We start from the raw sequence: 14,635 nt of genomic DNA, 5'->3' as shown, positions 1-14,635 counted from the left end.
TTTAGATACTGAACATCATGGCGGTGAGCAGGAAGTCCAGCCCAAGCACTGCCAGCGATGCGGTGACCACCGTGCGGGTCGTCGCGCGCGACACGCCTTCGGGCGTGGGCTGGGCCGCGTAGCCCTGCAGCAGAGCAATGAAGGTCACGGTGAAGCCGAAGACGATGCTCTTGATGACGCCATTGCCGACGTCGCGCCACACGTCGACGCCGCCCTGCATCTGGCCCCAGAACGCACCCGGATCGACCCCCAGCATCAGCACGCCCACCACGTAGCCGCCCATGATGCCGACCGCGCTGAACACGGCCGCCAGCAGCGGCATGGTGATGACGCCGGCCCAGAAGCGCGGCGCGAGGATGCGCTGCACCGGATCGACCGCCATCATTTCCATGGCGCTCAATTGCTCGTCGGCCTTCATGAGCCCGATCTCGGCGGTGAGTGATGTGCCCGCCCGCCCGGTGAAGAGCAAGGCCGCCACCACGGGGCCGAGTTCGCGCACGAGGCTCAGCGTGACCAGCAGCCCGAGCGCCTCGGACGAGCCGTAGCGCTGCAGCGCGTAATACATCTGCAGCCCCAGCACGAAGCCGACGAACAGCCCCGACACGCCGATGATCGCGAGCGAGTAATTGCCGAGGAAATGGATTTGGTCGCGCACAAGGCCGAAGCGACGCATGATCTGCGCGCCCGGACCCAGGAGACGCATGAAGAGCTTGGCGCCATAGCCAAGATTCGCGAGGTGGCTGCGCACGGCAAAGCCGACATCGGCGGGCTTCCACCAGCTCATGAACGCCCTCCTTCGACATTGCCGAAGTCGTCTTCGATGCTGACGCCGGGATAGTGAAACCGCACTGGCCCGTCGGGCAGCGCATTCACGAACTGGTGCACGAGAGGGTCGGTGCTCTCGCGCACCTCGGCCGGCGTGCCCTGCGCGGCGATGCTGCCGTTGGCCAGGATGATCACGTGATCGGCGATGCGGAAGGTTTCTTCCAGGTCGTGCGACACGATGATGCTGGTGAGCCCCAGCGTGTCGTTGAGCTGTCGGATGAGCCGTGCCGCGGTGCCCAGAGAGATCGGGTCGAGGCCGGCGAAGGGTTCGTCGTACATCACGAGGTCAGGGTCCAGCGCAATTGCGCGCGCCAGCGCCACGCGTCGCGCCATGCCGCCCGACACCTCGCTGGGCATCAGGTCGCGTGCACCGCGCAGGCCCACCGCGTCGAGTTTCATGAGCACCACATCGCGCACCAGCGCTTCGGATAACTGCGTGTGCTCACGCAGCGGAAACGCCACGTTGTCGAACACGGTCATGTCGGTAAAGAGTGCACCGGACTGGAACAGCATGCCCATGCGGCGCCGGGCCAGGTAGAGCGCCGCGTTGTCGAACTTGCCAACATCTTGGCCGTCGAAGAGCACTTCACCGCGTTGCGCCCGCTGCTGCCCGCCGATCAATCGCAGCACGGTGGTCTTGCCACCGCCGGACGCGCCCATCAGGGCCGTGACCTTGCCGCGCGGGACGGTGAACGAGACGCCGTCGAGGATCGTGCGCGTACCGTAGCCGAACGTGACGTCACGGAACTCTGCGAATGGTTGTGGCGGTGTGGCTGGGTCCATCTCAATAAAAAAGCCGGGCGCCTTTTCAGGCATCCCGGCATGCGGTTTCCGCGAATGATAGCGGGGCCGCGAAGGGCCCCGCGAAATTGAAACAAAATTCAGCGCGGCAAATCACTGAATCCCATCAGGAATTCGTCCACCGAGCGCGCGGCCTGGCGGCCCTCGCGAATCGCCCATACAACCAGCGATTGGCCGCGGCGGATGTCGCCCGCTGCAAACACCTTCGGCACGTTGGTGGCGTAACCGCCGATGAAGTCGACGGTCGCGCGTGCGTTGCCGCGTGCATCCTTCTCCACGCCGAAGGCATCGAGCACGGTGGCCACGGGGCTGATGAAGCCCATCGCCAGCAGCACGAGGTCGGCCTTCAGGATCTGCTCGCTGCCGGCCACTTCCTGCATCTTGCCGTCCTTCCACTCGACGCGAACGGTCTTCAGGCCGGTGACCTTGCCCTTCTCGCCGATGAATTCCTTGGTGGAGATCGCAAACTCGCGCTCGCAGCCTTCCTCATGGCTGGAGCTGGTGCGCAGCTTGATCGGCCAGTAGGGCCAGGTCAGCGGGCGGTTCTCTTCCTCGGGCGGCTGAGGCATCAGCTCGAACTGCGTGACGCTCACGGCGCCGTGGCGGTTGCTGGTGCCCACGCAGTCGGAGCCGGTGTCGCCACCGCCGATGACGATGACGTGCTTGCCTTCGGCGCGCAGTTGGCCCTTGACCTTGTCGCCCGCGTTGACGCGGTTCTGCTGCGGCAGGAACTCCATCGCGAAATGGATGCCATCGAGGTCGCGGCCGGGCACCGGCAGGTCGCGCGATTGCTCGGCGCCGCCGGTGAGCACCACGGCGTCGAAGTCCTTCTGCAGCTGCTCGGGCGTGATGGTTTCCTTGGCGAGGTTGGTCACCTTGGAGCCCTTGCCCAGCGGATCCTTTGCGGCACCGATCATCACGCCGGTACGGAAGACGACACCCTCGGCCTTCATCTGCTCGACGCGGCGATCGATGTGCGTCTTCTCCATCTTGAAGTCGGGGATGCCGTAGCGCAGCAGGCCGCCGATGCGGTCGTTCTTCTCGAACAGCGTCACATCGTGGCCGGCGCGCGCCAGTTGCTGCGCGGCCGCCATGCCGGCCGGGCCCGCACCCACCACCGCCACTTTCTTGCCGGTCTTGTGCTTGGCCACGCGCGGCGCGACCCAGCCTTCGTCCCAGGCGCGGTCGATGATCGCGTGCTCGATCGACTTGATGCCGATCGCGTCGTCGTTCACGTTGAGCACACAGGCCGCCTCGCAGGGTGCGGGGCAGATGCGGCCGGTGAACTCGGGGAAGTTGTTGGTCGAATCGAGCACCGCGAAGGCGTTCTGCCAGTCGTTGCGGTACACGAGGTCGTTGAAGTCCGGAATGATGTTGTTGACCGGGCAGCCGCTGTTGCAGAACGGCGTGCCGCAGTCCATGCAGCGCGCGCCCTGCACCTTGGCCTGCTCGGGCGTCAGGCCGACGACGAATTCCTTGTAGTGCTTGACGCGCTCGTCGACAGGCTTGTAGCCCTCTTCGATGCGCTCATGCTCCATGAAGCCGGTGATCTTTCCCATCGTGCTTTCCTCTGTTCTTCGTTTTCGTTGCCGCTCAGACCGCAGCCGTCGTGGCCGGTGCGACCAATGCGTGCGGCTCCAGGCCCACGTGCGCGTTGTTGCCGCTGCTGGTCAGCTCGACCTTGCGGTCGTGCAGTTCGGCGAGCGCCCGCTTGTATTCGTTCGGGAACACCTTGACGAACTTGGTGCGCGACACGGCCCAGTTGTCGAGCAGTTCGCGCGCGCGCTTGCTGCCGGTCCAGCGGTGGTGTTCTTCGAGCAGCTTCTTCAGTTGCGCTTCGTCGGTCTCGCCGCCGTGCCAGATCTTGCGATGCACGCTGGCGGTCTGCTCGGCGGAGGTCAGCACCTTGTCGAGCGACACCATCGAGAGATTGCAGCGCGTGGCGAACTGGCCGTCCTCGTCATAGACGAAGGCAACGCCGCCGCTCATGCCTGCTGCGAAGTTGCGGCCGGTCTTGCCGAGCACCGCAACCGTGCCGCCGGTCATGTATTCGCAACCGTGGTCGCCCGTGCCTTCGATGACCGCCGTGGCACCCGAGAGGCGCACTGCAAAACGTTCGCCGGCCACGCCGCAGAGGTACGCCTCGCCGGTGGTCGCGCCGTAGAGCGCGGTGTTGCCGACGATGGTGTTGCGCACCGCTTCACCGCGGAAGTCCAGGCTCGGACGCACCACCACGCGGCCGCCCGAGAGGCCCTTGCCGGTGTAGTCGTTGGCGTCGCCGATCAGGTACAGCGTGATGCCGCGCGCGAGGAAGGCGCCGAACGACTGGCCGCCCGTGCCCTCGAGTTGGATGCGGATCGAATCGTCGGGCAGGCCTTGCGGATGCACCTTGGTGAGCGCACCCGAAAGCATCGCGCCCACCGAGCGGTTGACGTTGCGCGCCACCTCGATGAACTGCACCTTCTCGCCCTTGTCGATGGCGGGACGCGACTTCTCGATGAGCCTCACGTCCAGCGCCTTGTCCAGGCCGTGGTCCTGGTTCTCGACGTGGAAGCGCGCCACGTCGGCCGGCACGTTCGGCAGCGCGAACAGGCGGCTGAAATCGAGGCCCGAAGCCTTCCAGTGTTCGATGCCCTTGCGGGTGTCCAGCAGGTCGGCGCGGCCGATCAGGTCGTCGAACTTGCGGATACCCAGCTGGGCCATGATCTGGCGCACTTCTTCCGCGACGAAGAAGAAGTAGTTGACGACGTGCTCGGGTTTGCCCGAGAACTTCTTGCGCAGCACCGGGTCCTGCGTGGCCACGCCTACCGGACAGGTGTTCAGGTGGCACTTGCGCATCATGATGCAGCCCTCGACCACCAGCGGCGCGGTGGCGAAGCCGAACTCATCCGCGCCCAGCAGCGCGCCGATGGCGACGTCGCGGCCAGTCTTCATCTGGCCGTCGGCCTGCACGCGGATGCGGCTGCGCAGGCGGTTGAGCACCAGCGTCTGCTGCGTTTCGGCCAGGCCGATTTCCCACGGGCTGCCCGCATGCTTGATCGACGACCAGGGCGAAGCGCCCGTGCCGCCGTCATGGCCGGCGATCACGACGTGGTCGCTCTTGCACTTGGCAACGCCCGCGGCGATGGTGCCGACGCCGATTTCGCTCACCAGCTTCACGCTGATGCTCGCGTGCGGCGCGGTGTTCTTCAGGTCGTGGATGAGCTGGGCCAAATCCTCGATCGAGTAGATGTCGTGGTGCGGCGGGGGCGAGATGAGGCCCACGCCCGGCACGGCATAACGCTGCTTGCCGATGTACTCGGTGACCTTGCCGCCCGGAAGCTGACCGCCCTCGCCCGGCTTGGCGCCCTGCGCCATCTTGATCTGGATCTGGTCGGCCGAATGCAGGTACTCGGCGGTAACGCCGAAGCGGCCCGACGCGACCTGCTTGATGCGCGAACGCAGCGAGTCGCCGTCGTTGAGCGGCAGATCGACCTCGACGTTGGCCGCGCCGATCACGCTCTTGAGCGTGTCGCCCTGCTTGATCGGGATGCCCTTGAGCTCGTTGCGGTAGCGCGCCGGGTCTTCACCGCCTTCGCCCGTGTTGCTCTTGCCGCCGATGCGGTTCATGGCAATCGCGAGCGTGGCGTGCGCCTCGGTGCTGATCGAGCCGAGCGACATCGCGCCGGTGGCGAAACGCTTGACGATTTCGGAAGCCGCTTCGACTTCATCGACCGGAATGGCCTTGGCCGGATCGATCTTGAACTCGAACAGACCGCGCAGCGTGAGGTGGCGGCGGTTCTGGTCGTTGATGAGCTGCGCGTATTCCTTGTACGTGTTCCAGTTGTTGGAGCGCGTGCTGTGCTGCAGCTTGGCGATGGCGTCGGGCGTCCACATGTGCTCTTCGCCCCGCGTGCGCCAGGCGTATTCGCCGCCGGCATCCAGCATGTTGGCGAGCACCGGGTCGTCGCTGAACGCGGCCTTGTGCATGCGGATGGCTTCCTCGGCGATCTCGAAGACGCCGATGCCTTCCACGCGGCTTGCCGTGCCGGTGAAGTACTTGTTCACCGTCTCGGTGTTGAGGCCGATGGCTTCGAAGAGCTGCGCGCCGCAGTAGCTCATGTAGGTGCTGACACCCATCTTCGACATGATCTTCGACAGACCCTTGCCGATTGCCTTGACGTAGTTGTAGACCGCCTTGTCGGCGCTCAGGTCGCCCGGCAGGTCGGCGTGAATGGCCGCCAGCGTTTCCATCGCGAGGTACGGGTGCACGGCTTCCGCGCCGTAACCGGCGAGCACGCCGAAGTGATGCACTTCGCGGGCCGAACCGGTTTCGACGACGAGGCCGGCGGTGGTGCGCAGGCCCTCGCGGACCAGGTACTGGTGCACGGCCGAGAGAGCCAGCACGGCGGGGATCGCCACCTGCGTCGGGCTCACGCCGCGGTCGCTCACGATCAGGATGTTGTGGCCGCCCTTGATGGCATCCACCGCTTCGGCGCACAGCGACGCAAGCTTGGCTTCGACGCCCTCGTCGCCCCAGGCGAGCGGGTAGGTGATGTCGAGCACATAGCTCTTGAACTTGCCCTGCGTGTACTTGCCGATGTCGCGCAGCTTCGCCATGTCGGCGAAGTCGAGGATCGGCTGGCTCACTTCGAGCCGCATCGGCGGGTTGACCTGGTTGATGTCCAGCAGGTTCGGCTTGGGGCCGATGAAGGACACCAGCGACATCACGATCGCTTCGCGGATCGGGTCGATCGGCGGGTTGGTCACCTGCGCGAACAACTGCTTGAAGTAGTTGTAGAGCGGCTTGTTCTTGTTGGAGAGCACGGCCAGCGGGCTGTCGTTGCCCATGGAGCCGATGCCCTCTTCGCCGGCCTGCGCCATCGGGCTCATCAGGAACTTGATGTCTTCCTGGGTGTAGCCGAAGGCCTGCTGGCGATCGAGCAGCGCAACCTGGCTGAGCGGCGCCGAGACCGGCTCGGCCTTGACGCTGTCCAGCTTGATGCGCAGGTTCTCGATCCACTGCTTGTAGGGCTTGCTGTTCGCGAGGGTGGCCTTGACCTCCTCGTCGTCGATCATGCGGCCCTGCTCCAGGTCGATCAGGAACATCTTGCCGGGCTGCAGGCGCCACTTGCGCACGATCTTCTGCTCGGGCACGGGCAGCACGCCCGACTCGGAGGCCATGATGACCAGGTCGTCGTCGGTCACGCAGTAGCGGGAAGGACGCAGGCCGTTGCGGTCGAGCGTGGCGCCGATCTGGCGGCCGTCGGTGAAGACGATGGAGGCCGGGCCGTCCCACGGCTCGAGCATGGCGGCGTGGTACTCATAGAACGCGCGGCGGCGCGGGTCCATGGTGGCGTGCTGTTCCCAGGGCTCGGGAATCATCATCATGACGGCCTGGCTGATCGGGTAGCCGGCCATCGTCAAGAGCTCGAGGCAGTTGTCGAAGGTGGCGGTGTCGGACTGGCCGGCGAAGCTGATCGGATAGAGCTTCTGCAGGTCGGCGCCCAGCACGGGCGACGACATCACGCCTTCGCGTGCCTTCATCCAGTTGTAGTTGCCCTTGACCGTGTTGATTTCGCCGTTGTGGGCGACATAGCGGTACGGGTGAGCCAGCGGCCACTCGGGGAAGGTGTTGGTCGAGAAGCGCTGGTGCACGAGGCCGAGGGCCGAGACGCAGCGCTTGTCCTGCAGGTCCAGGTAGTAGGTGCCGACTTGGTCAGCGAGCAGCAGGCCCTTGTAGACCACGGTGCGGCTGGACATGCTCGGAACGTAGTATTCCTTGCTGTGCTTGAGCTTCAGGCGCTGGATGTTGGCGCTGGCGGTCTTGCGGATCACGTAGAGCTTGCGTTCCAGCGCGTCCTGCACGATCACATCGTTACCGCGGCCGATGAAGACCTGACGCAGCAGCGGCTCCTTTTCGCGCACGGTGGGCGACATGGGCATGTCGCGGTTGACCGGCACATCGCGCCAGCCCAGCAGGACCTGGCCTTCGGCCTTGATGGCGCGTTCCATTTCCTGCTCGCAGGCTTCGCGGGAGGCGTGCTCCTTCGGCAAGAAGATCATGCCGACGCCGTATTCGCCCGGCGGGGGCAGCGTGACGCCCTGCTTGGCCATCTCTTCGCGGTAGAGGTGATCGGGCAACTGGATCAGGATGCCGGCGCCGTCGCCCATGAGCTTGTCAGCGCCCACTGCGCCGCGATGGTCGAGGTTCTCGAGGATCTTCAGGCCCTGCAGAACAATGGCGTGGCTCTTTTCGCCTTTGATGTGGGCCACGAAGCCGACGCCACAGGCATCGTGCTCATCGGCACCGGAATACAGACCGTGTTTTTGGAGATGTTCGATCTCGGCAGCCGTTGTCATGGCGCACTCCTTCAGTTTTCGCAGGGAAAGGGAGCATATTGCGATGCACAAAGAATGCCAAACACTTTAATTGGGGTCAGAGTCTTATTAAAAGCCGAGTTTTCTTATCGGAATTAAATTGGGGACATATCAAAGAAGGTAGCGGAAGAGCGAGCGGTTACGCCGGGCAGTCGGCGTTATCGACTCAGGAATTGGATGCTGATGGTGGCCGGCCAGCCTTCGCCTTGACCACGCGGCGCTCGGTCGATTTCTGCAAAGCGTCCAGAAACTCACCGTCACCCGCCGCCCAGCCGCGCAAGGTCGCCTCGGTCAGCGCGTCCTGATCGGCCATTCGAACCCCCGCGCGCACCAACTCGACATACGCCGCCTCACGCGCGAACGGCGTGTTGCCGAGTTCCCAGTACAGCGGATGCGGCGTCAGCAGCTTGTCGTGCCGCAGGCCCGCGTAGTGCCCGTGGCTCGACCACGGATAGTCGCGGGCATCGGCCGCCATGCCGGCACGCACCGGATTGAGGTCGATGTAGGCCATGCAGGTCATGAGGTAGCGATCGGTCTGGATCAGCGTCGACCTGTAGCGGCCTTCCCACAAGGTGCCGCTGCGGCCGTGACGGTCGTTGAAATAACGCACATAGCTGCGCCCGACCGACTGCATGAACTGCGGCAGACCCGTGGTGCTGTCGGGCGTGGCCAGGAGGTGGAAGTGGTTGTCCATCAGCACATAGGCGTGCAGCGCGATACCGAAGCGCGCGGCGTTGTCGGCCAAGAGGCCGAGCAGCTTTTCGTGGTCCGCACGATCGACAAAGATCGGCTGGCGGTTGTTGCCGCGCTGGATCACGTGGTGCGGCATGTCGGCCAGCGTGAGACGGGGGAGACGGGCCATGGAATGAAGTGACGCGCGAGGCTTGTATCCTAAGCGGCCCGTTTACCAACGCACCCAGGGAGGGATGAATGTTCAAGTTTTTCAAGGAACTGGTCGATTCGGTGAAGGAAGGCATGGCCGAAGGAAGGGACGAGCTCGCCCAGGAAACGGCCGATCGCGAGGCCGCGCAGCAGGAAAACAACGCCGCGCTGGCAGCGCGCCTCGCGGCCTCCTCGCGCTTCGAGAACTTTGCCGTGGCGCTCGCCGCGGTGTACCGGCAGACCTTTGCACCCGACCTGAAGGAAGCACACGAGGCGCAACGCAGCGCGGTGCACCTGCTGTGCATCGGCATTCCGCCTAACGAAGTCGAAGCCTGGAAGAAACTGCTGGCACGCGATTTCTCGGTGACGAATGGAGAAGAGGCGGAGGCCGCGGTGGCAGGGATCGTCGAAGACCTCGCTTCGCAAGCCAGCAATGACGCCCTCGCCCTGTGGATCGGGCGCGCGGCCCATCTGGCGACCGGTGCGGCGGCGGTCGGCCATGCGACTGCAGAAGAATCACTGGACTGGCTCGAACCTGCAGCAGAACTCGCCATCGACCGCTTCACCGGTTGGGACAGCTACGCGCAGAGCTTCCTCGCCGGCGAACGCAACGCGCCGGGCAGCAACATCGTCGGGCGCAAGCTGCTGGCCTCGGTGGCCGAGAAGCTTCTCGCGGACGAACTCAGCCCCTGGAAAACCGTGGCGTGGCCGACGCGTGATTCGTTCGCAGACCTGGTGGCCTCGCGCGGAGCCGCCCGCCCCGCCTAGCGCCCTGTTGCGGATTCGTCAGGCGAGCCGAAACCGCGTATCGCCCAGCGCGTCGAGCCCGAACTGCGACAGCAATTCGCCCAGCCGCGTCGCCGCGCTCGCCTTGCGCTGCCCGGTGTAGCGCGCCAGGATCAGCTCGTTCTTCATGCTGTGCTCCCAACCGACCAGTTCGGTCACCGTGACGCTGTAGCCGTTGGCTTCGAGGTACAGGCAGCGCAGCACATTGGTGAGCTGGCTGCCGATTTCGCGCGTGTGCAGCGGATGACGCCACAGCTCCGCGAGCGGCGTGCGCGACAGGGCCAGCGCCTTGGTTTCGCGCAGGCACGCAGCCACTTCCGCCTGGCAGCACGGCACCAGCACCATGCAGCGCGCCTTCTTCGCGAGACCGAAGGCGATCGCGTCGTCGGTCGCGGTGTCGCAGGCATGCAGCGCGGTGACCACGTCGATCTGCGCCGGCAGCTCGCTCGCATTCGCCGATTCGGCCACCGTGAGGTTCAGGAATGACATGCGGCCGAAGCCCAGGTGCTCCGCCAGCTTGCGCGAGCGCTCGACCAGTTCGGCGCGCGTCTCGATGCCGTAGACGTGCCCGCCCTGGCGCGCCCGGAAGAACAGGTCGTAGATGATGAAACCGAGGTACGACTTGCCCGCGCCATGGTCGGCCAGCGTGGCCTCTGCGCCCTCGCCCGGCAGTTCGCGCAGCAGCTGCTCGATGAACTGGAACAGGTGATAGACCTGCTTGAGCTTGCGCCGCGAGTCCTGGTTGAGCCGGCCCTCGCGCGTGAGGATGTGCAGTTCCTTGAGCAGTTCGATGGACTGCCCGGGGCGCAGTACCTCGGTCAATTCAGCGTCGGCCTTGGAAGCCTTGTTCGTCTTCGTGGCCTTGGCGGCGGTGTGTGCGTTCATGGTCGGGCACTCCCTGGTCCCACGTCGAGCGCCGCCCAGCCGTCGGGGCCCAGCGCCTCGAGCGTCTCGATGTTGCGTTCGAAGATGGCTTCGGCTTCCGGAAATGCCTCCACCGCGCGGCTCACGCTGTCCTCGCGCAGCAGGTGCAGCGTCGGGTACGGCGCGCGGTTGGTCGCGTTCTCGATGTCGTCTGGCTCGGTGCCCGCGAACTGGAACTGCGGGTGAAAGCTCGCGAGTTGGAACACGCCGTCGAAGCCCGCCCGGGAGAGCTTGCGTTCGGCGCGGCCGAGAAAATCGTTGAAGTCCAGAAAGTCCGCCAAGGTGTTGGGTGCAATCAAAAGGGTGGTGTCGCGCACGGCGGCGTCGAGGGCTGCGAGGTCGTTGGCTTCGGCAAGAAGCGCATCCATCAGGCCGGATTGGTCGGTGGGCAGGTGCACGGCGTAGTGGATCTGCGCCTTCACATGCACCGCCTTGGCGAACGGGCACAGGTTGAGGCCGATCACCGCTCGCTCGAGCCAGCGGCGCGTGTCGGCTTCGGCCTGAAGGGCGTCGATTGTCGCTGGGGCGGTCATGCCACCTCCGTGGGAGGGCGAATTCGCCCCAGCTTCCGGGCGATCGCCATGCCGGCCAGCGAGCAGGCCAGCGTGGCCGCCCAGGTCCAGTGCCAGCCGCCGACGCGGTGCGCCACCCAGGCCACTGCCGGCGGCGCAAGAAACTGCCCGAGTGACGATGCCTGCTGCATCAGCCCCACCGTCGTGGAAACCGTGGTGGGACTGGGCGCCAGCCGGACGCCGAGCAGGAACAGCGTGGCCGGCACCATGCCGCCGCCGAGCGAGAAGGCGCAGACCGCGGCGTAGCGCAACGCAGGCGGCAAGCCCAGCGCATCCGCGCCCTGCCCCACCTGTGCAAACGCCGCCACCCCGCCGAGCGCCATCGCCAGGAAGCCCCATTGCAGCAATCGCTCGGGCGCCACGCCGCGCTGCAGCCACCGGCCGCCCGCGACGTTGCCGACGATGTTCATTGCGGCCGCGATCGCGGTGAGTACCGCATTCCAGCCGGATGGAATGCCCGCGCCGGCATAGATGGCGGGCAGGAAGCCGATCACGGCCATCCACTGGGCCGAATAGACGGCGAAGGTCAGCGCGGTGAGCCAAGGTGCGCGCGCACCGACGGTGGAGCGCAGGCGCGATGCCCATCCTCCACTTGTGCCGCCCGACGCGGCCGGACGCAGCCGGTCCGAAGGCACGGTCGCCCACACCCAGAGCGCAGCGGCCGCCGACACGATCGACAACGCCCACCACCAGTCGGCCCAGCCGCCCCAGGCAATCAGCGCAGGCCCGAGCAGCAGCGCCAGGGCCACGCCGAGCGGCATGTAGGCGCCCCAGAGACCGAGCGCGGCCTTGTCGGCGCCCGACGGCGTCAGGGCTCGGATCAAGCCGGGTCCCGGCATCACCGCCAGCAGGAAACCGATGCCTTCGACCGCGCGCAGGACCAGCAGCCACTGCACGGCGTGCGCGCCGCCGACAAGGCCTGCACCGACCGCGCCGCCGAGCACGCTGGCCACCGTCAGCACCACGAGGCCCGTCAGCAGGCTGCGGCGCAGGCCGATGCTGTCGGCCGCAAGTCCGGCCGCGAGGCCCAGCGTCATGCTTGCGACCTGCACCAGCGACAGCAGAAAACCCGCCTCGACCAATCCGATGCCGAGCGACGCCTGCAGCGCCGGCACGGCGGGCGGCAGCTTGCCCAGGTGCAAGGCGGCACTGACGCCGCCGAGCATGACGGCGTAAGCCGCGAGCGGGACGCGCGGCGCGGGACTCGTACTCATGCGATGCCCCGCCGGCCGGTCAGCCGCTCGTGCTCGCGCATCGCGAAGCGGTCGGTCATGCCGGCGATGTAGTCGGCGACGGCCCGGTGACGGTCGCGGCGGCCGGCATACGAATCAGGCATCTCGGCGTCGCGCTCGAGATAGGCATCGAACAACTCGCGCACGACCTGCTGGGCCTGGTCGGTGGTCTGCGTCACCTGCGGGTGGCGGTAGAGGTTGCGGAACAGGAAACGCTTGAGTTCGTCCGACAGGGACTGCATGGCTTCGCTGAAGGCGACGATGGGCGGCGCATGGCGCACGCCATTCGCATCGGTGGGCGCCAGCGTTTGCAGCGCTGCGCGCGTGGCATCGATCACGTCGTAGACCTGCGCGCTCAGCATGCGCCGGATGGTCTCGTAGAGCACGCGGCGGCCCTGCAGGTCGGGGTACTCGGACAGCGCCTCGCGGCGGTAGCGCTCGAAGAGCTCCACCTCGGCCAACTGCTCGACGCTGATGAGGCCCGAACGCACGCCGTCGTCGATGTCGTGGGCGTTGTAGGCAATGGCGTCGGCGAGGTTGCAGAGTTGGGCCTCGAGGCCGGGCTGCGTGCGGTCGAGGAAGCGGCGAGCCACGCCGTTCGGCTCGGCCAATTCCAGGCGTTCGGCATTCGCGCGCGAGCAATGCTTGAGGATGCCTTCGCGGGTCTCGAAGCTGAGGTTCAGTCCGTCGTACTGCGGATAGCGGTGCTCCAGTGCGTCCACCACGCGCAGGCTCTGCAGGTTGTGCTCGAAGCCGCCGTGCTCGGCCATGCATTCGTTCAGCGCATCCTGGCCGGCGTGGCCGAAGGGCGTGTGGCCCAGGTCATGTGCAAGGGCAATCGCCTCCACCAGGTCTTCGTTCAGGCGCAAGGCACGTGCGATCGAACGGCCCAACTGCGCCACCTCGAGCGAATGCGTGAGCCGCGTGCGGAACAAGTCGCCTTCGTGGTTCAGAAAAACCTGGGTCTTGTAGACCAGCCGGCGGAACGCCGTGGAATGCACGATGCGGTCGCGGTCGCGCTGGAAGGCATCGCGCGTGGGCGCGGGCGGCTCGGCATGACGGCGGCCGCGCGACTGCGCGGGATGGCAGGCGAACGCCGCGAGGCTCATTCCACGCAGCACTGCGCGAGCACTTCGCGCACCAGTGCGTCGGGCGCGCTGCTGACCGCGGCGGAACCGGGCTGGTCGATGACCACGAAACGGATTTCGCCGGCTTCGGATTTCTTGTCGACGCGCATCAGTTCCAGGTAGCGATCGGCACCCAGCGCCGGGCCAACGATCGGCAGGCCCGCACGCTCGATGAGACGCGTGAGCCGTTCGACGAAGGCTGTGTCCACGCCGCCCAGCCGCTGCGAGAGGTGCGCCGCCATGACCATGCCGCAACCGACCGCTTCGCCGTGCAGCCACTCCCCATAGCCGAGTCCCGATTCGATGGCATGGCCAAAGGTGTGGCCGAAATTCAGGATGGCCCGCAGGCCCATCTCACGCTCGTCCTGACCGACCACCAGCGCCTTGATCTCGCAGCTGCGCTTGACGGCATAGGCAAGCGCGGCCGGATCGCGCGCGACCAGCGCGTCGATATTCGTCTCGATCCAATCGAAGAAGGCCATGTCGTGGATCGGTCCGTACTTGATCACCTCGGCCAGGCCTGCGCTGAGTTCGCGCGGCGGCAGCGTCTGCAGCGTGCCCAGGTCGCAGACGACCAGTTGCGGCTGGTAGAACGCGCCGATCATGTTCTTGCCCAGCGGGTGGTTGATGGCCGTCTTGCCGCCGACCGACGAATCGACCTGCGCTAGCAGTGTGGTCGGCACCTGGACGAAGGGCACGCCGCGCATGTAGCTCGCGGCGGCGAAGCCGGTCATGTCGCCCACCACGCCGCCGCCCAGGGCGAACAGCACGGTCTTGCGGTCGCTGCCGTGGCCCAGCAGTGCGTCGAAGATCAGGTTCAGGGTCTCCAGGTTCTTGTACACCTCGCCGTCGGGAAGCTCGAGCAGGTGCACGGTGCGAAAGCGGTTCGCCAATGCGGTCCGAAGGGCCTTGGCGTAGAGCGGAGCGACCGTGGTGTTGCTGACGATCAGCGCGCTGGCCGCCGCGGGCGTGGCCGCGAAGCTCGCCGGATCGTCCAGCAGGCCGGAGCCGATCAGGATGGGGTAGCTGCGCTCGCCGAGCTGGATGTCGACGCGTTCTGGCGGTGCGGAAGGTGCGGGCAATGGCATGGCAGCGAGTTTAGGCGCTGCGGCCGGGGCGGGCTCGG

General features: G+C 66.3%; 11 protein-coding genes. 1 reads left to right on the top strand and 10 read right to left on the bottom strand.

From position 1 onward, the window contains the following. Position 1: 1 nt before the first annotated feature. The 5 genes from mlaE to QF040_RS31275 all read right to left on the bottom strand — a co-directional run bounded on the left by mlaE (position 2) and on the right by QF040_RS31275 (position 8,848). Complete coding sequence (gene mlaE / locus QF040_RS31295) at positions 2-784, bottom strand: lipid asymmetry maintenance ABC transporter permease subunit MlaE (protein ID WP_306880156.1); 783 nt, start codon at positions 782-784, stop codon at positions 2-4. Further along, on the bottom strand, positions 781-1,641 hold the full coding sequence (locus QF040_RS31290) for an ABC transporter ATP-binding protein (RefSeq protein WP_307598974.1): 861 nt from the start codon (positions 1,639-1,641) through the stop codon (positions 781-783). The genes mlaE and QF040_RS31290 overlap by 4 nt, the downstream gene beginning before the upstream one ends. Before the next feature lie 65 nt (positions 1,642-1,706). Further along, positions 1,707-3,185: a glutamate synthase subunit beta gene (locus QF040_RS31285; RefSeq protein WP_307685915.1), complete on the bottom strand. Its 1,479-nt coding sequence runs from the start codon at positions 3,183-3,185 to the stop codon at positions 1,707-1,709. A 34-nt stretch (positions 3,186-3,219) separates the two neighbouring features. Further along, positions 3,220-7,968 carry a glutamate synthase-related protein gene (locus tag QF040_RS31280; protein ID WP_429614176.1) on the bottom strand — a complete coding sequence of 1,583 codons (4,749 nt, stop codon included), beginning with the start codon at positions 7,966-7,968 and terminating at the stop codon, positions 3,220-3,222. Between the two features lie 184 nt (positions 7,969-8,152). Then, positions 8,153-8,848 (bottom strand): transposase, encoded by a 696-nt coding sequence (locus tag QF040_RS31275; RefSeq protein ID WP_429614175.1) that lies wholly within the window; start codon positions 8,846-8,848, stop codon positions 8,153-8,155. Positions 8,849-8,916: 68 nt separating this feature from the next. Between QF040_RS31275 and QF040_RS31270 the strand changes: the two genes are divergently transcribed. Continuing rightward, the gene (locus QF040_RS31270; protein WP_429614174.1) at positions 8,917-9,636 is read left to right on the top strand and encodes a DUF1266 domain-containing protein; all 720 of its coding nucleotides are present in this window, start codon (positions 8,917-8,919) and stop codon (positions 9,634-9,636) included. Positions 9,637-9,654: 18 nt separating this feature from the next. On the opposite strand, the gene QF040_RS31265 is transcribed toward QF040_RS31270, so the two are convergent. From QF040_RS31265 to aroB, 5 genes are read right to left on the bottom strand one after another with little or no spacing between them, the layout of a single operon-like run. Then, positions 9,655-10,539: a class I SAM-dependent methyltransferase gene (locus tag QF040_RS31265; RefSeq protein ID WP_429614173.1), complete on the bottom strand. Its 885-nt coding sequence runs from the start codon at positions 10,537-10,539 to the stop codon at positions 9,655-9,657. Then, positions 10,536-11,111, bottom strand: a complete 576-nt coding sequence (locus tag QF040_RS31260) for a DUF1415 domain-containing protein (protein ID WP_429614172.1) — start codon at positions 11,109-11,111, stop codon at positions 10,536-10,538. Before QF040_RS31260 ends, QF040_RS31265 begins: the two co-directional genes overlap by 4 nt. Then, positions 11,108-12,364, bottom strand: coding sequence for a CynX/NimT family MFS transporter (locus QF040_RS31255; RefSeq protein WP_429614171.1), 1,257 nt, complete (start codon positions 12,362-12,364; stop codon positions 11,108-11,110). Before QF040_RS31255 ends, QF040_RS31260 begins: the two co-directional genes overlap by 4 nt. After that, positions 12,361-13,491, bottom strand: a complete 1,131-nt coding sequence (locus QF040_RS31250) for a deoxyguanosinetriphosphate triphosphohydrolase (RefSeq protein WP_429614720.1) — start codon at positions 13,489-13,491, stop codon at positions 12,361-12,363. Before QF040_RS31250 ends, QF040_RS31255 begins: the two co-directional genes overlap by 4 nt. After that, entirely contained in the window at positions 13,488-14,597 is a 1,110-nt protein-coding gene (aroB, locus tag QF040_RS31245; protein WP_429614170.1) for a 3-dehydroquinate synthase, read from the bottom strand. The genes QF040_RS31250 and aroB overlap by 4 nt, the downstream gene beginning before the upstream one ends. Between the last annotated feature and the right edge of the window lie 38 nt (positions 14,598-14,635).

This window comes from Variovorax sp. W2I14 (genome assembly GCF_050435205.1).
GTDB classification, from domain to species: Bacteria; Pseudomonadota; Gammaproteobacteria; order Burkholderiales; family Burkholderiaceae_C; genus Variovorax; species Variovorax paradoxus_C.
Note: the sequence above shows the minus strand (reverse complement) of the source record. Positions and strands in the feature narration are given on the sequence as shown.